This window comes from Pseudomonas putida, from assembly GCA_041879295.1.
GTDB classification, from domain to species: Bacteria; Pseudomonadota; Gammaproteobacteria; order Pseudomonadales; family Pseudomonadaceae; genus Aquipseudomonas; species Aquipseudomonas putida_Y.
This window is the reverse complement of the sequence record CP047152.1, coordinates 1,580,599-1,599,748: the sequence shown is the minus strand read 5'-3', so window position 1 is coordinate 1,599,748 and position 19,150 is coordinate 1,580,599. Positions and strand designations below refer to the sequence as shown.

16 protein-coding genes and 5 tRNA genes are annotated in these 19,150 nt (G+C 61.1%); 6 read left to right on the top strand and 15 right to left on the bottom strand.

Annotation, left to right across the window (positions count from 1 at the left end):
* Positions 1-59: 59 nt before the first annotated feature.
* The 3 genes from GST84_07430 to GST84_07420 all read right to left on the bottom strand — a co-directional run bounded on the left by GST84_07430 (position 60) and on the right by GST84_07420 (position 3,491).
* Positions 60-1,400 (bottom strand): MFS transporter, encoded by a 1,341-nt coding sequence (locus tag GST84_07430; GenBank protein ID XGB12200.1) that lies wholly within the window; start codon positions 1,398-1,400, stop codon positions 60-62.
* A gap of 133 nt (positions 1,401-1,533) precedes the next feature.
* A complete protein-coding gene (locus tag GST84_07425; GenBank protein XGB12199.1) occupies positions 1,534-2,856 on the bottom strand; it encodes a glutamine synthetase in 1,323 nt (440 codons plus the stop codon).
* Positions 2,857-3,005: 149 nt separating this feature from the next.
* The gene (locus GST84_07420) at positions 3,006-3,491 is read right to left on the bottom strand and encodes a winged helix-turn-helix transcriptional regulator (protein ID XGB12198.1); all 486 of its coding nucleotides are present in this window, start codon (positions 3,489-3,491) and stop codon (positions 3,006-3,008) included.
* A gap of 198 nt (positions 3,492-3,689) precedes the next feature.
* Between GST84_07420 and GST84_07415 the strand changes: the two genes are divergently transcribed.
* From GST84_07415 to lpdA, 4 genes are read left to right on the top strand one after another with little or no spacing between them, the layout of a single operon-like run.
* On the top strand, positions 3,690-4,922 hold the full coding sequence (locus tag GST84_07415; GenBank protein ID XGB12197.1) for a 3-methyl-2-oxobutanoate dehydrogenase (2-methylpropanoyl-transferring) subunit alpha: 1,233 nt from the start codon (positions 3,690-3,692) through the stop codon (positions 4,920-4,922).
* A gap of 1 nt (position 4,923) precedes the next feature.
* A complete protein-coding gene (locus GST84_07410) occupies positions 4,924-5,982 on the top strand; it encodes an alpha-ketoacid dehydrogenase subunit beta (protein XGB12196.1) in 1,059 nt (352 codons plus the stop codon).
* Positions 5,983-7,254 (top strand): 2-oxo acid dehydrogenase subunit E2, encoded by a 1,272-nt coding sequence (locus tag GST84_07405; protein XGB12195.1) that lies wholly within the window; start codon positions 5,983-5,985, stop codon positions 7,252-7,254.
* 2 nt (positions 7,255-7,256) lie between these two features.
* The gene (gene lpdA, locus GST84_07400) at positions 7,257-8,636 is read left to right on the top strand and encodes a dihydrolipoyl dehydrogenase (GenBank protein ID XGB12194.1); all 1,380 of its coding nucleotides are present in this window, start codon (positions 7,257-7,259) and stop codon (positions 8,634-8,636) included.
* 110 nt (positions 8,637-8,746) lie between these two features.
* Here lpdA and GST84_07395 read toward each other — a convergent pair whose 3' ends face one another.
* Positions 8,747-9,745: a diguanylate cyclase gene (locus GST84_07395; protein XGB12193.1), complete on the bottom strand. Its 999-nt coding sequence runs from the start codon at positions 9,743-9,745 to the stop codon at positions 8,747-8,749.
* Positions 9,746-9,960: 215 nt separating this feature from the next.
* Here GST84_07395 and GST84_07390 point away from each other — a divergent pair, with 215 nt between their 5' ends.
* On the top strand, positions 9,961-10,488 hold the full coding sequence (locus tag GST84_07390) for a hypothetical protein (protein XGB15722.1): 528 nt from the start codon (positions 9,961-9,963) through the stop codon (positions 10,486-10,488).
* A gap of 74 nt (positions 10,489-10,562) precedes the next feature.
* On the opposite strand, the gene GST84_07385 is transcribed toward GST84_07390, so the two are convergent.
* The 3 genes from GST84_07385 to GST84_07375 all read right to left on the bottom strand — a co-directional run bounded on the left by GST84_07385 (position 10,563) and on the right by GST84_07375 (position 11,619).
* Positions 10,563-10,639, bottom strand: a tRNA-Arg gene (locus GST84_07385).
* Positions 10,640-10,750: 111 nt separating this feature from the next.
* Entirely contained in the window at positions 10,751-11,344 is a 594-nt protein-coding gene (phnN, locus tag GST84_07380; GenBank protein XGB12192.1) for a phosphonate metabolism protein/1,5-bisphosphokinase (PRPP-forming) PhnN, read from the bottom strand.
* A gap of 5 nt (positions 11,345-11,349) precedes the next feature.
* Complete coding sequence (locus tag GST84_07375; GenBank protein XGB12191.1) at positions 11,350-11,619, bottom strand: hypothetical protein; 270 nt, start codon at positions 11,617-11,619, stop codon at positions 11,350-11,352.
* Between the two features lie 69 nt (positions 11,620-11,688).
* Between GST84_07375 and GST84_07370 the strand changes: the two genes are divergently transcribed.
* Positions 11,689-12,015, top strand: a complete 327-nt coding sequence (locus tag GST84_07370; GenBank protein ID XGB12190.1) for an Arc family DNA-binding protein — start codon at positions 11,689-11,691, stop codon at positions 12,013-12,015.
* 106 nt (positions 12,016-12,121) lie between these two features.
* Here the strand turns inward: GST84_07370 and mgtE are convergent, their stop codons facing one another.
* The 8 genes from mgtE to alaS form a co-directional block, all read right to left on the bottom strand.
* Positions 12,122-13,564 (bottom strand): magnesium transporter, encoded by a 1,443-nt coding sequence (gene mgtE / locus GST84_07365; protein XGB12189.1) that lies wholly within the window; start codon positions 13,562-13,564, stop codon positions 12,122-12,124.
* 396 nt (positions 13,565-13,960) lie between these two features.
* A tRNA-Arg gene (locus GST84_07360) sits at positions 13,961-14,037 on the bottom strand.
* A 72-nt stretch (positions 14,038-14,109) separates the two neighbouring features.
* A tRNA-Arg gene (locus tag GST84_07355) sits at positions 14,110-14,186 on the bottom strand.
* Positions 14,187-14,257: 71 nt separating this feature from the next.
* Positions 14,258-14,334 (bottom strand) — tRNA-Arg (locus tag GST84_07350).
* A gap of 106 nt (positions 14,335-14,440) precedes the next feature.
* Positions 14,441-14,531 (bottom strand) — tRNA-Ser (locus tag GST84_07345).
* A 72-nt stretch (positions 14,532-14,603) separates the two neighbouring features.
* The gene (csrA, locus tag GST84_07340) at positions 14,604-14,792 is read right to left on the bottom strand and encodes a carbon storage regulator CsrA (GenBank protein XGB12188.1); all 189 of its coding nucleotides are present in this window, start codon (positions 14,790-14,792) and stop codon (positions 14,604-14,606) included.
* A gap of 167 nt (positions 14,793-14,959) precedes the next feature.
* Positions 14,960-16,195 (bottom strand): aspartate kinase, encoded by a 1,236-nt coding sequence (locus tag GST84_07335; protein ID XGB12187.1) that lies wholly within the window; start codon positions 16,193-16,195, stop codon positions 14,960-14,962.
* A 102-nt stretch (positions 16,196-16,297) separates the two neighbouring features.
* Positions 16,298-18,922 (bottom strand): alanine--tRNA ligase, encoded by a 2,625-nt coding sequence (alaS, locus tag GST84_07330; GenBank protein XGB12186.1) that lies wholly within the window; start codon positions 18,920-18,922, stop codon positions 16,298-16,300.
* Positions 18,923-19,150 lie beyond the last annotated feature (228 nt).

Genomic DNA, 19,150 nt, shown 5'->3' with positions numbered 1-19,150 from the left:
GAGGTGGCGTTTTCATTTGTGTTTCCGCTGGGCTGGCCTCTTCGCGGGTAAACCCGCTCCTACACCGACCTGCTGGCTTCTTCCGGTTCAGGCGCCTGTTGCTGCGCGCCCTTCTCTTCATCCTCGGTGTCTTCAGCCGCCACAGGCGCCTGCATCACGTCCTGCACGGTCTGCTCATCCACCCGCGGGTCCAGCGCCGCCGACAACGGCGAACCGGCCGCCGGCATCGCCACGTGGCCCAGCGGTGCATCCTGTACCTGATGCAGGCCGGTAACCGCTTTCGGCCGAATGCGCCAGACCAGCACCAGGGCAAAGAATACGAAGAAGGCATACAGCATCTGCGCGCCCAATACCTTCATCAAAACCCCTGCCGCCAGCGGGCCGACACATGCACCCACACCGTAGGTCACCAACAGCATCGCCGTCAGCGATACCCGGCGCTCGCTTTCCACGTGGTCATTGGAAAAGGCAACCGCCAGCGGGTACAGGCAGAACTGCAGCAACGAGATCAGGAAGCCGATACCGAACAGCAACTCCAGCGGCACACTGGGCAGTATCGCCAATGGCGCAGCAGCCAGTGCCAGCCCCACCGCCACGCTACGAATCAGCACAGCCCGGTCATAACGGTCAGACAACCAGCCCAGCGGCCACTGCACCAGCAGGCCGGCAAAAATGCAGCTACCCATGAACAGACCGATCTGCTCGGTACTCATCCCCTGGCTTGAAGCATATAAAGGCGCCAGACCGTAGAACGAGCCGACAATCAGCCCCGAGCCCAAAACCGTACTGAGCGACTGCGGCACGCGTTTGATGAAGAATTTCGGCTCCATCGGTGCCGGGCGCAAAGGCGCCGGGTGAATACGCCGGGTCATCGCCACGGGCACCAGGCACAGGGCAAAGCACATCGCCACCAGCATCAGCAGCTCAGGGCCGAGCTGCGGGTGCACCACCAGAATCAACTGGCCAAGCACCAGCCCCAGGTACGAGGCAATCATGTAACCGCTGAACACCGCGCCCCGGTGTTTCACATCGGCCTGCTCGTTGAGCCAGCTCTCGATGACCATGTATTGGCACATCATCCCCAGGCCGACGATCATGCGCAGCCCTACCCAGGCCGGCAGCCAGCTGGTCAGGCCATGACCGAGCACCGCGGCGCCGACGATACCGGCACAGGTGGCATAGGCGCGTATGTGCCCTACCCGCCCGATCAGCCGGTGGCCAACCTTGCCACCAACCGCCAGGCCAAAGTAGTTGGCCGCCATCAACGCACCCACCCACAGGCTGTCGACATGGTCGGCCGCCAGGCGCAGGGCCAGGTAGGTGCTGAGCAGGCCCGAGCCGATCAACATCATCAGCGCGGCGAAATACAACGACTGAAACGGCTTCCATACATTTCGCATACGTCCCGTGGAGCTCCCTGGTCAGGTGGCAGTTTTGGGTGCTAGCAGCATAAAGGCAAAAACCGCCTGGCGCAGGCCCCCCCGACAGCTATTTGGCACTGCGGGGGCGTGCCCGGTGCAGGTTATGTCGCGCTCAGGCCTGTGCCGCCAGGACCCGGCGCTCCCACGGCGTGATCTCGTCGAAAAAATCGCTCAGCTCAAGGGTCTTGCTGGCGATGTAGCCTTCGATGAACTCGCTGCCGAACAGTTCCCGCGCCAGCGTGCTGCGCTTGAGCCTTTCAAGGGCCGCGTGCAGCGTGCACGGCAGGCTCAGGTGCTCGGGCACCTCGAATTCGCCCTGGATGGCCGGCGATGGCTGCAAGCGCTGCTCGATGCCGTGCAGGCCGGCGGCCAGGCTGGCGGCAATGGCCAGGTAAGGGTTGGCATCGGCGCCTGGCAGGCGGTTTTCCACCCGTCGCGCGACCGGCGCACTGGCCGGAATGCGTAGGCCAGCGGCGCGATTGTCCTCGGACCAGCACGCATTGTTCGGCGAGGCGTAGGGATGGCACAGGCGCTGGTAGGAGTTGACGTTGGGCGCGAACAGGGCAGTGAAGTCGGCCATGCACGCCTGCAACCCGCCGATGAAGTGGTGGAAGGTGTCTGTCGGCAGGCCCTGCTCATCACTGAACACGTTGCGCCCGCTGCCGGCCTCGACCAGGCTCTGGTGAATGTGCATGGAGCTGCCGGGCGTACGCGCCAGCGGCTTGGCCATGCAGACCACCGTCAGCCCGTGCTTGAGCGCCACTTCCTTGAGCAGGTGCTTGAACAGGAAAGTCTGGTCGGCCAACAGCAGCGGGTCGCCGTGCAGCAGGTTGATCTCAAACTGGCTGACACCCATTTCGTGCATGAAAGTGTCACGTGGCAGGCCGAGCGCGGCCATACAGTGATACACCTCCTTGAAAAACGGACGCAGGCCGTTGTTGGAGCTGACACTGAACGCCGAATGGCCCTGCTCGCGGCGGCCATCGCTGCCTACCGGCGGCAGGAACGGTTGGTGCGGGTCAGTGTTGGGGGCAAAGACGAAGAACTCCAGCTCGGTTGCCACTACCGGCACCAGGCCCAGTGCCGCATAGCGGGCTCTCACGGCTTTCAGCTGGCCCCGGGTGGACAATGCCGAGGGCCGGCCATCCAGCTCATTGGCATCGCAGATGGCCAAGGCGCGGCCGTCATTGCTCCAGGGCAGGCGGTGCACCTGACCGGGTTCGGCCACCAGTGCCAGGTCGCCGTCGTCACTGCCGTAGAACTTCGCCGGTGGGTAGCCGCCCATGATGCACTGCAGCAGCACTCCCCGGGCCATTTGCAGACGACGGCCTTCGAGGAAGCCTTCGGCGGTCATCACCTTGCCGCGCGGGACGCCGTTGAGGTCGGGGGTGACGCATTCGATTTCATTGATGCCCTGGAGCTGAGCAGTGCTCATGACGCTTGTCCTTGTTGTTGTAGGCTGACATCAACATAGGCTGGGGGTGTTTAAAATATCAAGCAGCCTATTGGGTGGCTGTGCCGGCCTCTTCGCGGGTGAACCCGCTCCTACAGGTGGATGCGATCCTTGTGCCGGCATCGCCCCCCCTACTCCCGCAAAGTCATGCCATTGGCCGGCAACGGCAACGCCGTCTTGTAGCGCACCTGCTTCAGGGCAAAGCTTGAACGAATATTGGCTACCCCTGGCAAGCGCGTCAGGTAATCGAGAAACCGCTCCAGCGCCTGGATGCTGGGCAATAGCACCCGCAACAGGTAATCCGGGTCACCCGTCATCAGGTAGCACTCCATCACCTCGGGCCGCTCGGCGATCTCTTCTTCAAAGCGGTGCAACGACTGCTCCACCTGTTTTTCCAGGCTGACATGGATGAACACGTTCACATCCAGCCCCAGCACCTCCGGCGACAGCAAGGTCACCTGCTGGCGGATCACCCCCAGCTCTTCCATGGCCCGCACCCGGTTGAAGCAAGGCGTGGGCGACAGGTTCACCGAGCGTGCCAGCTCGGCATTGGTGATGCGGGCGTTCTCTTGCAGGCTGTTGAGAATGCCGATATCGGTACGATCGAGTTTGCGCATGAGACAAAATCACCGGTTTTTTGTGTTTATGCGGAATGTTTATCTGCCCCGCTCGGCAAAGGCAATCAACTTGAGAGAAAAATTCTCCTGCCGGGCCACTAAGATGTAGGTGACGCTGACTTACCAGTCACAAGCCGGTACTCAGCGGCGGCCGCTTCAGAGCTCACAAAAACAAATACCCGAGCGAGCGTAAAAAGCATGAACGAGTACGCCCCCCTGCGTTTGCATGTGCCCGAGCCCACCGGCCGGCCAGGCTGCCAGACCGATTTTTCCTACCTGCGCCTCACCGATGCAGGTCAGGCCCGTAAACCTGCTATCGATGTCGATGCTGCCGACACTGCCGACCTGTCCTGCAGCCTGGTCCGCGTGCTCGACGAGCAAGGCGACGCGCAAGGCCCGTGGGCCGAGGACATCGACCCGCAGATCCTTCGCCAAGGCATGCGCGCCATGCTCAAGACGCGGATCTTCGACAGCCGCATGGTGGTTGCCCAGCGCCAGAAGAAGATGTCCTTCTACATGCAAAGCCTGGGCGAAGAAGCCATCGGCAGCGGCCAGGCGCTGGCGCTGAACCGCACTGACATGTGCTTCCCGACCTACCGCCAGCAAAGCATCCTGATGGCCCGCGACGTATCGCTGGTCGAGATGATCTGCCAACTGCTGTCCAACGAGCGCGACCCACTCAAAGGCCGCCAGTTGCCGATCATGTACTCGGTGCGCGAAGCCGGCTTCTTCACCATCAGCGGCAACCTGGCGACCCAGTTCGTGCAGGCGGTCGGCTGGGCCATGGCATCGGCGATCAAAGGCGATACCAAGATCGCCTCGGCGTGGATCGGTGACGGCGCTACTGCCGAGTCGGACTTCCACACCGCCCTCACCTTTGCCCACGTATACCGCGCCCCGGTCATCCTCAACGTGGTCAACAACCAGTGGGCCATTTCCACTTTCCAGGCCATCGCCGGTGGCGAGTCGACCACCTTTGCCGGCCGTGGCGTGGGTTGCGGTATTGCTTCGCTGCGGGTTGACGGCAACGACTTCGTCGCCGTGTACGCCGCCTCGCGCTGGGCTGCCGAACGCGCCCGACGCGGCCTGGGCCCAAGCCTGATCGAGTGGGTCACCTACCGTGCCGGCCCGCACTCGACGTCGGACGACCCCTCCAAGTACCGCCCTGCCGATGACTGGAGCCACTTCCCGCTGGGTGACCCGATCGCCCGCCTGAAGCAGCACCTGATCAAGATCGGCCACTGGTCCGAGGAAGAACACCAGGCCGTCACGGCCGAGCTCGAAGCTGCGGTGATTGCTGCGCAGAAAGAAGCCGAGCAATACGGCACCCTGGCCAACGGGCATATCCCGAGCGCCGCCTCGATGTTCGAGGATGTGTACAAGGAGATGCCCGAACACCTGCGCCGTCAACGCCAGGAACTGGGGGTTTGAGATGAACGACCACAACAACAGCATAAACCCGGAAACCGCCATGGCCACCACTACCATGACCATGATCCAGGCCCTGCGCTCGGCCATGGATGTCATGCTTGAGCGCGACGACAATGTAGTGGTGTACGGCCAGGACGTCGGTTACTTCGGCGGCGTGTTCCGCTGCACCGAAGGCCTGCAGAACAAGTACGGCAAATCGCGCGTGTTCGATGCGCCCATCTCCGAGAGCGGCATCGTCGGTACCGCCGTGGGCATGGGTGCCTATGGCCTGCGCCCGGTGGTGGAGATCCAGTTCGCCGACTACTTCTACCCGGCCTCCGACCAGATCGTCTCCGAGCTGGCCCGCCTGCGTTACCGTTCGGCCGGCGAGTTCATCGCCCCGCTGACCCTGCGCATGCCTTGCGGCGGCGGTATCTATGGCGGCCAGACTCACAGCCAGAGCCCGGAAGCGATGTTCACCCAGGTGTGCGGTCTGCGCACCGTCATGCCGTCCAACCCATATGACGCCAAAGGCCTGCTGATTGCCTCGATCGAATGCGACGACCCGGTAATCTTCCTGGAGCCCAAACGCCTGTACAACGGCCCGTTCGATGGCCACCACGACCGCCCGGTAACACCGTGGTCGAAGCACCCGCACAGCGCCGTGCCCGACGGCTATTACACCGTACCGCTGGACAAGGCCGCCATTACCCGCCCTGGCAGTGACGTGACTGTGCTGACCTACGGCACCACGGTGTACGTGGCCCAGGTGGCCGCCGAAGAAAGCGGCGTCGATGCCGAAGTGATCGACCTGCGCAGCCTATGGCCGCTGGACCTGGACACCATCGTCGAGTCGGTGAAAAAGACCGGCCGTTGCGTGGTGGTGCACGAGGCCACCCGCACCTGCGGCTTCGGTGCCGAACTGGTGGCGCTGGTGCAGGAGCACTGCTTCCACCACCTGGAGGCGCCGATCGAGCGCGTCACCGGCTGGGACACCCCCTACCCCCACGCACAGGAATGGGCTTACTTCCCCGGCCCTTCGCGGGTAGGTGCGGCACTGAAAAAGGTCATGGAGGTCTGAATGGGCACGCACGTCATCAAGATGCCGGACATTGGCGAAGGCATCGCGCAGGTCGAGTTGGTGGAATGGTTCGTCAAGGTCGGCGATATCATCGCCGAGGACCAGGTGGTGGCCGACGTCATGACCGACAAGGCCACCGTCGAAATCCCTTCGCCGGTCAGCGGTACAGTGCTGGCCTTGGGTGGACAGCCCGGTGAAGTGATGGCGGTCGGTAGCGAACTGATCCGCATCGAAGTGGAAGGCAGCGGCAACCATGTGGATGTGCCTCAGCCAAAGCCGGTAGAGGCCCAGGCGGCCCCGATTGCAGCCAAGCCGGAACCGCAGAAAGACGTAAAACCCGCCGCGCACCAGGCGCCCGCCAATCACGAAGCTGCGGCCATTGTGCCGCGCCAGCCGGGCGACAAGCCACTGGCCTCGCCGGCCGTGCGCAAACGCGCCCTGGATGCCGGTATCGAACTGCGTTATGTGCATGGCAGCGGCCCGGCCGGGCGTATTCTGCACGAAGACCTCGACGCCTTCATGAGCAAGCCGCAAAGCAATGCCGGCCAGGCACCGAACGGCTATGCCAAGCGCACTGACAGCGAACAGGTGCCTGTGATCGGCCTGCGTCGCAAGATCGCCCAGCGCATGCAGGACGCCAAGCGCCGCGTCGCACACTTCAGCTACGTGGAAGAAATTGACGTCACCGCCCTGGAAGCCCTGCGCCAGCAGCTCAACAGCAAGCACGGCGACAGCCGCGGCAAGCTGACCTTGCTGCCATTCCTGGTGCGCGCCTTGGTCGTGGCGCTGCGTGACTTCCCGCAGATCAACGCAACCTACGACGACGAAGCGCAGATCATCACCCGCCATGGCGCGGTGCATGTGGGCATTGCCACCCAAGGTGACAACGGCCTGATGGTACCCGTGCTGCGCCACGCCGAAGCGGGCAGCCTGTGGGCCAATGCCGGCGAAATTTCGCGCCTGGCCAACGCTGCACGCAACAACAAGGCCAGCCGCGAAGAGCTGTCCGGCTCGACCATCACCCTGACCAGCCTCGGCGCCTTGGGTGGCATTGTCAGCACGCCGGTGGTCAACACCCCGGAAGTGGCAATCGTCGGGGTCAACCGCATGGTCGAACGGCCAGTGGTGATCGACGGCCAGATCGTCGTGCGCAAGATGATGAACCTGTCCAGTTCGTTCGACCACCGCGTGGTCGATGGCATGGACGCCGCCCTGTTCATCCAGGCCGTGCGCGGCCTGCTCGAACAGCCCGCCTGCCTGTTCGTGGAGTGAGCATGCACCAGACTATCCAAACGACCCTGCTGATCATCGGCGGCGGCCCCGGCGGTTATGTGGCTGCCATCCGCGCCGGGCAACTGGGCATCCCCACCGTACTGGTAGAAGGCCAGGCGCTGGGCGGCACCTGCCTGAACATCGGCTGCATTCCGTCCAAAGCACTGATCCATGTGGCCGAACAGTTCCACCAGACTTCGCGTTTTGCCGGGGCGTCCGAGCTGGGTATCAGCGTAGCCTCGCCGCGCCTGGACATCGGCCAGAGCGTGGCCTGGAAGGACGGCATCGTCGACCGCCTGACCACCGGTGTTGCCGCCTTGCTGAAAAAGCACGGGGTAAAAGTGGTACATGGCTGGGCCAAGGTGCTCGACGGCAAGCAGGTCGAGGTCGATGGCCAGCGCATCCAGTGTGAGCACCTGTTGCTGGCCACCGGCTCCAGCAGTGTCGAACTGCCGATGCTGCCGCTGGGTGGCCCGGTGATTTCCTCCACCGAAGCCCTGGCACCGAAAGCCCTGCCGCAACATCTGGTGGTGGTAGGGGGTGGCTACATTGGCCTGGAGTTGGGCATTGCCTATCGCAAGCTGGGTGCACAGGTCAGTGTGGTGGAAGCGCGTGAGCGCATCCTGCCGACCTACGACAGCGAATTGACCGCCCCGGTGGCCGAGTCGCTGAAGAAGCTGGGCATCGCCCTGCACCTGGGCCACAGCGTTGAAGGTTACGAAAATGGTTGCCTGCTGGCCAACGACGGCAAGGGCGGGCAACTGCGCCTGGAGACCGACCAGGTACTGGTGGCCGTGGGCCGCCGGCCACGCACCCAAGGCTTCAACCTGGAATGCCTGGACCTGAAGATGAACGGCGCCGCCATTGCCATCGACGAGCACTGCCAGACCAGCATGCGCAACGTCTGGGCCATCGGCGACGTCGCTGGCGAGCCGATGCTGGCGCACCGGGCCATGGCCCAGGGCGAGATGGTCGCCGAAATCATCGCCGGCAAGACCCGCCGCTTCGAGCCTACTGCAATTGCCGCCGTGTGCTTCACCGACCCGGAGCTGGTGGTGGTCGGCAAGACCCCGGAACAAGCCAGCCAGCAGGGCCTGGACTGCATCGTCGCGCAGTTCCCGTTTGCCGCCAACGGCAGGGCCATGAGCCTGGAGTCGAAAAGCGGTTTCGTGCGCGTGGTGGCGCGACGCGACAATCACTTGATTCTGGGCTGGCAGGCAGTTGGCGTGGCGGTTTCCGAATTGTCCACGGCGTTTGCCCAATCGCTGGAGATGGGCGCGTGCCTGGAAGATGTGGCCGGCACCATTCATGCCCACCCCACGCTGGGTGAAGCGGTACAGGAAGCCGCGCTGCGCGCCCTGGGTCACGCCTTGCATATCTGACACTGAAGCGGCCGAGGCCGATTTGGCCCGCTGCGCCGAGAGGCGCTGCGGGTCTTTTTTCATTCAGGCCATGTAAACCTCCAGAAAACAGCGCCATCTCTGAGCGGGCGCTACTCGGAAATTGCGTTCTTGCCTGCCCGCTTGGCCCTGTATAGCGCCTTGTCGGCACGCGCCAGCAGCGCGTCCTGGTCCTCCCCATCCAGCCGTTGCACCACGCCATAGCTCATGGTCAGTCGACAATCCCCCACCGGCTCCACTAGCTCGAGCACCTGGCGCAAGCGCGCTGCCACCTCCAGCGCCTCCCCCAATGCGGTCTGCGGCAGCACGATGACGAACTCGTCGCCACCCCAGCGCGCCAGCAGGTCCAGTTCGCGCAAGCAGGTGCGCAGGTTTTCGGCCACCCGCACCAACGCCGAATCGCCACGGGCGTGACCGTAGCGGTCGTTGATCGGTTTGAAATCATCCATATCCATGGCAATCAGCGACAACGGCTGGCGAAAGCGCTGGGCGCGCTGGCACTCTAGGTGCAACGCGCTCTCCAGCCGGTAACGATTGGCGACCCGGGTCAACGCATCGCGTTCGGCCAGTTCACGGTTTTCGTCCAGTTGCCGCTGCAACTGCTGGTTAACCCGAGACAACTCGCGGGTGCGTTCGGCCACCTGAAACTCCAGTGACTGGTTCTTCTGCTCCAGTTGAGCCACCAAGCGCTTGCCAGCGTCGATATTGCGATGCGCACCCAGCATGCGCGCCACGGAACCGTCCTCGTTATGCGCGATGATGTAGCCGCTGTCTTCGATCCAGATGTAGCTGCCATCCTGACAACGGCAACGGTATTCAATGCAGTAGCGCTCGTTGCGCTGATTGATATAGGCCTCGAAATGCGCCATTACCCGTGGGTAGTCTTCAGGATGGATCACGCTCTCCCAGGTAAATACCGAGTTGGCCATGGAGTGCCTGGCATAACCCAGCATGCTGTACCAGCCCGGGTTGCGATAAACGTAGCCAGTATTGGCATTCCAGTCCCAGATGCCATCGCTGATCAAATCGAACAAGGTGTGCAACTGCTGTTCACTGAAGCCGGCAGGTACCGGCCTGGTTTCTTGACTCATGGACACTCTCCCTGATGCCCAGCAACTGCGCTCCGATCAAGGGGCTGCCGACAGTGGTGGTAATTGCCGCAGGCGGCAAGATCATGCCTGACACGGGCAAGCATATGCCCGCCCGCGCGTATCGGAAATAGCGCCAAGGCCCTGATTTCGGCCGATAGAATGCTGGCATGGCTTTTGCGCTGGGAAGCTGTCAACGAGATTTCCAAGGAGGAAACATGATAATTGCCCATAACGGCGTGAGCTGGCAGCCCACGCTCCATCAGCCTCGGCACGCCAACGATGAGCAGGCAATGGCCCAGATTGCGCCTGTCCGCACGCCAATATCCACCGCCAACACGGCGAGCCAACAGCAGAACGGAGGCAGTACCGCTCAGCAAAACGCTGAGGATGCTCGTGCAGAAGCTTTTGCCAAACTCAAGGTGATGCTGCAAAACCTGGGTTCTGCGACCAACGAGCCGATCATCGGAGAACCACTGCCACCCAAGACTGCCCGGGAGGAATTTCACGACTTCATGTCCAAGTCGCCTGGCGAGATGATCAAGGAAAAACTGCTGCGTGAGATAGGCCTGACCGAAGAAGAGTACGACGCCCTGCCACCAGAAATGAAAGCAAAAGTCGACGAGTTGATCGCCCAGCGCATGAAAGAAAACATCGAGCGCAAGGTGGAGGAGAAAGCGCAAGAGCAGGTCGCCAAGGCGGATGGCGACCAGGATGAAACGCAACAAGCAGCAAGCCCGATATAGTGAGCTGGCCAAGCGAAGGTGCTTTAACAGCAGCGCGGCGGCGACAAAGGAGACAATTATCGGAATGACAAGAATGGCGTCCCAGGCAGGAATTGAACCTGCAACCTTCCCCTTAGGAGGGGGATGCTCTATCCAATTGAGCTACTGAGACGCTACGACCGGCAGCGAGCGCTGCACAGCGGGATGGCCAGCATGTTAACCAGCATGCTGGCGTTTGTCATGCCTCAACTGGGCTTTTTCGCGTAATCCTTTTCTGCGGCTGCTATCCCCGCGGTAGCACGCCCTGATTGCGAAGCAGCGAAAAGAATGCAGCGACCGCCGCCTCCAGCGTGGAAGAATTATCCAGCACATGCACCGACGGGTCGGCTGCAGCCTGCAAGCGTGCGCTGCGCGCCAGGCGCTGCTCCACTTCTTCTGTGGTTTCCCGGCCCCGGGCCAGCAAGCGCTGGCGCAGCACCTCAGGCTTGACCTGGACCAACACGACCAGCAAGTCCGGATAGCGCTGACGGGCCTCTGCCAGATAAGCCCGCGAGCCATTCACCAGTACCGGCCTCCCCGCCGCCAACCACTGGTCCACCTGCCGGGGTATGCCATAGTCCAGGCCATTGGCCCGCCAGTGCATGGCAAACGCACCCTGCGCACGCAAGGTATCAAACTGCTCGGGCGTGACCCCTTGGGCAGCTTCGCCTTTGGCTTCGGCCGACCGGGTGATGACCCGGCGGGCTATTTCTACCCCGGCGACGGCCAGTTGCTCACGCGAAGCGTCGATCAGGGAATCCTTCCCGGAACCCGACGGCCCAACCAGAAATATCAACCGGCCTGTCCCTGATCGGCGGTCGCTTGCGTCATGTTGCATAGCCACTATGCTCTATGGAGGGAACCGGCGCATTCTAGGGCTTTTCCGGGCATTTTTCTGGGTTTTACCAATTGTTGACGGCAAATGACTGACGGCCAGGCGAGCCAGAGCATGTGAAACTTTTCAAACCAGTGCTCATTTCTGATAATTGGTACTGGCATAAAGCCTTTATCCGGCTCACTATTTGTCACATAATTGACGCCAAGCAAACGGCGACCTTGAGGCAAGATGAGCATCCATTTTTCACTGGCGGTTGAACATTTTGTCGTCGCCACGGTCGTACTTCCATCCCGTGCGGCCAATTTGAGAACCGCTTCCCCTGAACCAAACTCCGGTCAATTTATATGCGCCCAATGAAACAGGCTATTTATTCGAGCCGCACCGCTGACAAGTTCGTCGTCCGCCTGCCAGACGGAATGCGTGAGCGCATTGCCGAGGTAGCGCGCAACCACCACCGCAGCATGAACTCCGAGATCATCGCACGCCTGGAACAGAGCCTTATCCAGGAAGGCGCGCTGGGTGACGAGCTCAGCATGCGTCTGGACAGCCCAGAGCTGTCCCTGCATGAGCGCGAGTTGCTGCAGCGCTTCCGCCAACTGTCCCACCGCCAGCAGAACGCTCTGGTCGCCCTCATCGCTCACGATGTGGAAATGGCCGCAGACGCTTCCTGAGGCCTGCGCGAACACAAGAAAGCCAGCGTAAGCTGGCTTTTTTGTCGGCGACTGACTGGCAGCAATCGCATTCCCCTGTGGGATTGCTCCCACAGGGAGGATCGGCTTACAGCAGGAACAGCGTAGCCAACCCAAGGAAGATGAAGAAGCCACCGCTGTCAGTCACAGCAGTGATCATCACGCTCGCCCCCATCGCAGGGTCGCGACCCAAGCGGGCCAATGTCATCGGGATCAGCACGCCCATCAGCGCCGCCAGTAACAGGTTCAAGGTCATCGCTGCGGTCATCACCACCCCCAGCGACCAGCTGCCATACAGCCAGAAAGCCACCGCACCAATCACTCCGCCCCACACCAGGCCGTTGATCAGCGACACAGCCAACTCCTTACGCATCAAGCGGCTGGTATTGCCTGGCGATACTTGATCCAGGGCCATGGCGCGGACGATCATCGTGATGGTCTGGTTACCAGAGTTGCCACCAATACCCGCAACGATCGGCATCAACGCAGCCAACGCCACCAGCTTTTCAATCGAACCTTCGAACAACCCGATCACTCGCGAAGCAACGAACGCGGTAATCAGGTTGATTGCCAGCCACGCCCAACGGTTGCGGAACGAACGCCAGACCGAGGCAAAAATATCTTCCTCTTCACGCAGACCCGCCATGTTGAGGACTTCGCTCTCGCTTTCCTCACGGATCAGGTCAACCATTTCGTCGATGGTCAGACGGCCGATCAGGCGTTCGCTCTTGTCCACCACCGGGGCGGATACCAGGTCATAACGCTCGAAAGCCTGCGCTGCATCGTAGGCATCTTCCTCGGGCTGGAAGGAGACGGGGTCGGTCGCCATGACCTCCGCGACCTTTTTCTCCGGGTCGTTGACCAGCAGGCGCTTGATCGGCAATACCCCCTTGAGGATGCCGTCGTAATCGACCACGAACAATTTGTCGGTGTGGTTCGGCAGTTCTTTCAGGCGGCGCAGGTAGCGCAGAACCACTTCCAGGCTGACGTCCTCGCGGATGGTGACCATCTCGAAGTCCATCAACGCACCGACCTGCTCCTCGTCGTAGCTCAGCGCCGAACGCACCCGTTCGCGTTGCTGGGCATCGAGGGTTTCCATCAGCTCGTGAACAACGTCGCGCGGCAGCTCTGGGGCGAGGTCGGCCAGTTCGTCGGCGTCCATCTCCTTGGCGGCAGCCAGCAGCTCGTGATCGTCCATGTCGGCGATCAGCGACTGGCGAACCGAATCGGAAACTTCCAGCAGGATGTCGCCATCGCGCTCCGAGCGCACCAGTTGCCAGACCGTCAGACGATCTTCCAGGGGCAAGGCTTCGAGGATATAGGCGATGTCGGCGGGGTGCAGGTCATCGAGCTTGCGCTGCAGCTCGACGAGGTTCTGACGGTGGACCAGGTTTTCCACCAGGTCGTTGTGCGCGCCTTCCTGGCGATGGGTCAGGTCTTCGACCATACGCTGACGCTGCAGCAGTTCGACCACCTGGGCCAGGCGATCCTGCAGGCTTTCTTGCGCTTTTTTAACTTCTACTTCAGTCATAGGCGAACTCCACTCCCAGCAGCGGAGCACGCCGAGGGAATCAATCGGTCAGATCTTTCTGTATGAATCTTGTTAGCGAGTAACTACTGGGTAAGTCCATGGTGGTTTTCCACAAGCCCCGGCGGGGCTGACGGGCGCAATCATACACTGCTAAAGCTGTCAGATCGCTTAAATTTTTGGCCAGAACAATCGTTTGCGTGATAAAGCTGGGACAACGCTCGAAGCTATCAGTGCGACGGTTGTTGTGGATGAGAAAGCACATTTGATTTTTGAGGCCGCACAGCGGCTCCAAGCTACACCGCAATCATTACAGAAGAGCGTAGATCGACATGATCAAGAATTCATTGGCGCACAAACAAAAAGCCCGCTCTATTGAGCGGGCTTTTTGATGGGGTGTGGCGGACTCAGCAGGATTCGAACCTGCGACCGCTCGGTTCGTAGCCGAGTACTCTATCCAGCTGAGCTATGAGTCCGTGGTGGTAGTTTTAGACCAGATTACCACTGGTTTACTGAAGTAGCTTTGCAAGCAGAACCACTTCAAAAAGTGGCGGACTCAGCAGGATTCGAACCTGCGACCGCTCGGTTCGTAGCCGAGTACTCTATCCAGCTGAGCTATGAGTCCGCAATTGGTAGTTTTAGACCAGATTACCACTGGTTGTTTGAAGCAGCTTTTAAGCAAAGCCACTTCAAAAGTGGCGGACTCAGGAGGATTCGAACCTCCGACCGCTCGGTTCGTAGCCGAGTACTCTATCCAGCTGAGCTATGAGTCCGTGTCTTGCCGCGCATTATAGGTCGCTGAAACATTTTTGCAAGAACTTTTTCGTTTAAAATCAACTACTTAGCGTTCTTGCCGTTTACAGCGCCCTAAGCGAATAATGGCGGTGAAGGGGGGATTCGAACCCCCGATACCCTTATGAGGTATACTCCCTTAGCAGGGGAGCGCCTTCGGCCACTCGGCCACCTCACCGCAACACGAGGCGAATATTAAAGAACCTCTTTCACCTTTGCAACCCTTTTTTTGAAAAAAACTTCAAAAAAATTAAAGGCTTGGCTCTTCATCCTTCTCCTTCTTGATCCGCAGGTAGATTTCCTCGCGGTGAACTGCCACTTCTTTCGGGGCGCTCACGCCAATACGCACCTGGTTGCCTTTGACGCCAAGCACCGTCACGGTGATCTCGCCGTCTCCAATGATCAGGCTCTCGGCGCACCGACGAGTCAGAATCAACATAGCTTTCTCCTTACGCAAAACATTCAGGGGTAACAGTCTTGGATTTCGGGACAAGGTCGCGGACGACGACCAAGGCCCTGGTTACTCGCCGCACAGGGCAGGACAGGGCCTGCGCGGCGAGCAGAAACGCGAAGGGCGCGGCAAGCCGCGCCCTTCCAGGCAGCGCCTTACTCGCCCTGTCGGGCAGGAGCATCCAGATCGAACGCGGTATGCAGCGCGCGTACGGCCAGCTCCAGATACTTCTCTTCGAGCACCACCGAAACCTTGATCTCGGAAGTGGAGATCATCTGGATGTTGATGCTCTCCTTGGCCAGGGCTTCGAACATGCGGCTGGCAACACCGGCGTGTGAACGCATGCCGACGCCAACGATCGAGACCTTGGCGATCTTGGTGTCGCCGATCACTTCACGGGCACCGATTTCGCGTGCAGTGTTTTCCAGCACGCTATGCGCCTTCTCGTACTCGTTGCGGTGCACGGTGAAGGTGAAGTCGGTGGTGTTATCGTGCGCAACGTTCTGCACGATCATGTCGACTTCGATGTTCGCAGCGCTGATCGGGCCGAGGATCTTGAAGGCCACGCCCGGGGTATCCGGCACGCCGCGAATGGTCAGCTTTGCTTCATCACGGTTGAAGGCGATACCGGAAATGATCGGCTGTTCCATGGATTCCTCTTCATCAATGGTAATGAGGGTACCCGGACCCTCCTTGAAGCTGTGCAGCACGCGCAGCGGAACGTTGTACTTGCCGGCGAACTCCACCGAACGGATCTGCAGCACCTTGGAGCCGAGGCTGGCCATTTCCAGCATTTCTTCGAAGGTGATCTTCTCCAGGCGACGAGCCTGTGGCACGACACGCGGGTCGGTGGTGTAGACACCATCGACATCAGTGTAGATCTGGCACTCATCAGCCTTCAGCGCCGCCGCCAGGGCCACGCCAGTGGTATCAGAGCCACCACGCCCCAGGGTAGTGATGCTGCCGTGCTCATCGACGCCCTGGAAGCCTGCAACCACGACCACGCGGCCTTCCTTGAGGTCGGCACGAATCTTCTGGTCGTCGATTTGCAGAATGCGCGCCTTGTTGTGCGAGCTGTCGGTGAGAATACGCACCTGGTTGCCGGTGTAGGACACCGCTGGCACACCACGCTTGATCAAGGCCATGGTCAGTAGGGCAATGGTGACCTGCTCACCGGTCGACACGATCACGTCCAGCTCACGAGGAACCGGGTGATCGGTAATCTGCTTGGCCAGGTCGATCAGACGATTGGTTTCACCGCTCATGGCCGACAGCACAACCACCAGGTCGTCGCCCGCTTCACGGTGTTTCTTGACCTTTTCGGCTACCTGCTCGATCCGCTCGATGGAACCGACAGAGGTGCCGCCAAATTTCTGTACGATCAACGCCATTTCAATGGTGCCTCAGCCCATACAGGGCCCCAAATAACAATCCAACATGAAGGAGTGGACGGGAGTGGCCTGTGTGGCTACTAGACCATCCACCCCTTCATCTCAAAGTCCCTGCTCTGCGAATGGCACGGCCAGCGCCAGGGCCTGGTCCAGAGCTGCGACGTCGACGCCACCGCCCTGGGCCATGTCCGGACGGCCACCGCCCTTGCCACCCACCGCCGCAGCGGCTTGTTTCATCAGATCGCCAGCCTTGAGTTGGCTGGAGAGGTCCTTGGTCACGCCGGCCACCAGCACAACCTTGCCCTCATGCTCGCTGCCCAGCAGGATCACTGCGTGGCCGAGCTTGTTCTTCAACTGATCGACCAGCGCCAGCAGGGCCTTGCCGTCCTGCCCATCCAGGCGGGCGGCGAGGACCTTGGCACCCTTGACCTCAACAGCCGCGTTGGAGAGATCGTCCCCGGCGGCGCTGGCGGCCTTGGCCTGCAGCTGTTCCAGCTGCTTCTCCAGCTGGCGGTTGCGCTCAAGCACAGCCGACAGCTTGTCGATCAGGTTGTCGCGGTTACCTTTCACCAGTTGCGCGGCTTCCTTGACCTGCTCCTCGGCAGCGTTCAGGTAGGCCAGCGCAGCGGCACCGGTTACGGCTTCGATACGGCGCACGCCAGAGGCCACGCCGCTTTCGCTGATGATCTTGAACAGGCTGATGTCACCGGTGCGCTTGGCGTGAATACCGCCGCACAATTCCACCGAAAAATCGCCGCCCATGCTCAACACACGCACGGTGTCGCCGTACTTCTCACCGAACAGCGCCATTGCGCCTTTGGCCTTGGCCGTTTCGATGTCGGTCAGTTCGGTTTCAACGGCAGTGTTCTTGCGCACTTCACGGTTGACGATGTCTTCCAGCGCTTTGATCTGCTCTGGTTTCACCGCCTCGAAGTGGCTGAAATCGAAACGCAGGCGCTGGCTGTCGACCAGCGAGCCCTTCTGCTGTACATGCTCACCCAGCACCTGGCGCAGCGCTTCGTGCAGCAGGTGAGTGGCGGAGTGGTTCAACGAGGTGGCGTGTTGCACCTCTGCATCGACCTTGGCCTCGACTGGCGAACCGATCACCAGCGCGCCGCTGGCAACCACGCCGTGGTGCAGGAAGGCACCGCCGGTCTTGGTGGTGTCGCGCACGTCAAAGCGTGCAGCGCCAGCCTGCAGGAAGCCGGTATCGCCAATCTGGCCGCCGGATTCGGCGTAGAACGGCGTGCGGTCGAGCACGACCACGCCCTGCTCGCCTTCACCCAGCTGGTCGACGGACAGGCCGTCCTTGTACAAGGCGATGATCTTGCCTTGGCCTTCAGTGGCATCGTAACCGAGGAACTCGGTGGCGCTGTCGACTTTTACCAGGCTGTTGTAATCCATGCCGAAGGCGCTGGCGGAACGGGCACGCTCACGCTGGGCGTCCATTTCACGCTCGAAGCCGGCTTCGTCGATAGTCAGCTCACGCTCACGAGCGATGTCGGCAGTCAGGTCCATCGGGAAGCCATAGGTGTCGTACAGCTTGAACACCACGTCGCCCGGTACCACGTCGCCTTTCAGCTGGGCCAGGTCTTGCTCGAGGATGCGCAGGCCCTGCTCCAGGGTTTTGGCGAACTGCTCCTCTTCGGCCTTGAGCACGCGCTCGATGTGCGCTTGCTGGCTCTTCAGCTCCGGGAAGGCTTCGCCCATTTCAGCGGCCAGTGCGGCAACGATCTGGTAGAAGAAGCTGCCCTTGGCGCCCAGCTTGTTGCCGTGACGGCAAGCGCGGCGAATGATGCGGCGCAGCACGTAGCCACGGCCTTCGTTGGACGGCAGCACGCCGTCGGCAATCAGGAAACCGCACGAACGGATGTGGTCTGCGACCACTTTCAGCGAGGCCTGGCCATCATTGCTGCAACCGATGGCCTTGGCTGCGGCAGCCAGCAGGTTCTGGAACAGGTCGATCTCGTAGTTCGAATGCACGTGCTGCAGCACGGCGCTGATGCGCTCCAGGCCCATGCCGGTGTCCACCGACGGCGCTGGCAGCGGGTGCAACACGCCGTCGGCGGTGCGGTTGAACTGCATGAAAACGTTGTTCCAGATCTCGATGTAACGGTCACCGTCTTCTTCTGGCGAGCCGGGTGGGCCGCCCCAGATATCCGCGCCGTGATCGTAGAAAATCTCGGTGCACGGGCCGCACGGGCCGGTATCGCCCATGGTCCAGAAGTTGTCGGAGGCGTACGGGGCGCCCTTGTTGTCGCCGATGCGCACCATGCGCTCGGCCGGCACGCCGACTTCCTTGGTCCAGATGTCGTAGGCTTCGTCGTCAGTGGCGTAGACGGTGACCCAGAGCTTTTCCTTGGGCAGGTTCAGCCACTGCTCGGACGTCAGGAAGGTCCAGGCGAAGGTAATGGCGTCGCGCTTGAAATAATCGCCGAAGCTGAAGTTGCCCAGCATTTCGAAGAAGGTGTGGTGACGCGCGGTGTAACCGACGTTTTCCAGGTCGTTGTGCTTGCCACCGGCACGCACGCACTTCTGGCTGCTGACAGCACGCGTGTAGGCGCGCTTCTCCGCACCGAGGAAGCAGTCCTTGAACTGGTTCATGCCTGCGTTGGTGAACAGCAGGGTCGGATCGTTGTTCGGGATCAGCGAACTGGAGGCGACTCGGGTATGTCCCTGCTCTTCGAAGAAGCGAAGGAAGGCTTCACGGATTTCTGCGCTTTTCATAGGTTCTTCCACGGAAACGGCGGCCCTGTTGGGCAAACGCGTCGACGAAACGACGGCAAAGGGCCGCATTATATCGGTCCTGCAGTCTCGATGCAGTGTGTTTATACGATAGAAGCCATCGTTTGGACGGTTTTTCGGGCTATGCAAACGAAAACGACATGACCGGATGCTAAATCCTGTGTTTCGCCACTGGCAAGCCAATTACCGCTCAAGGGAAGGGAAAATGGA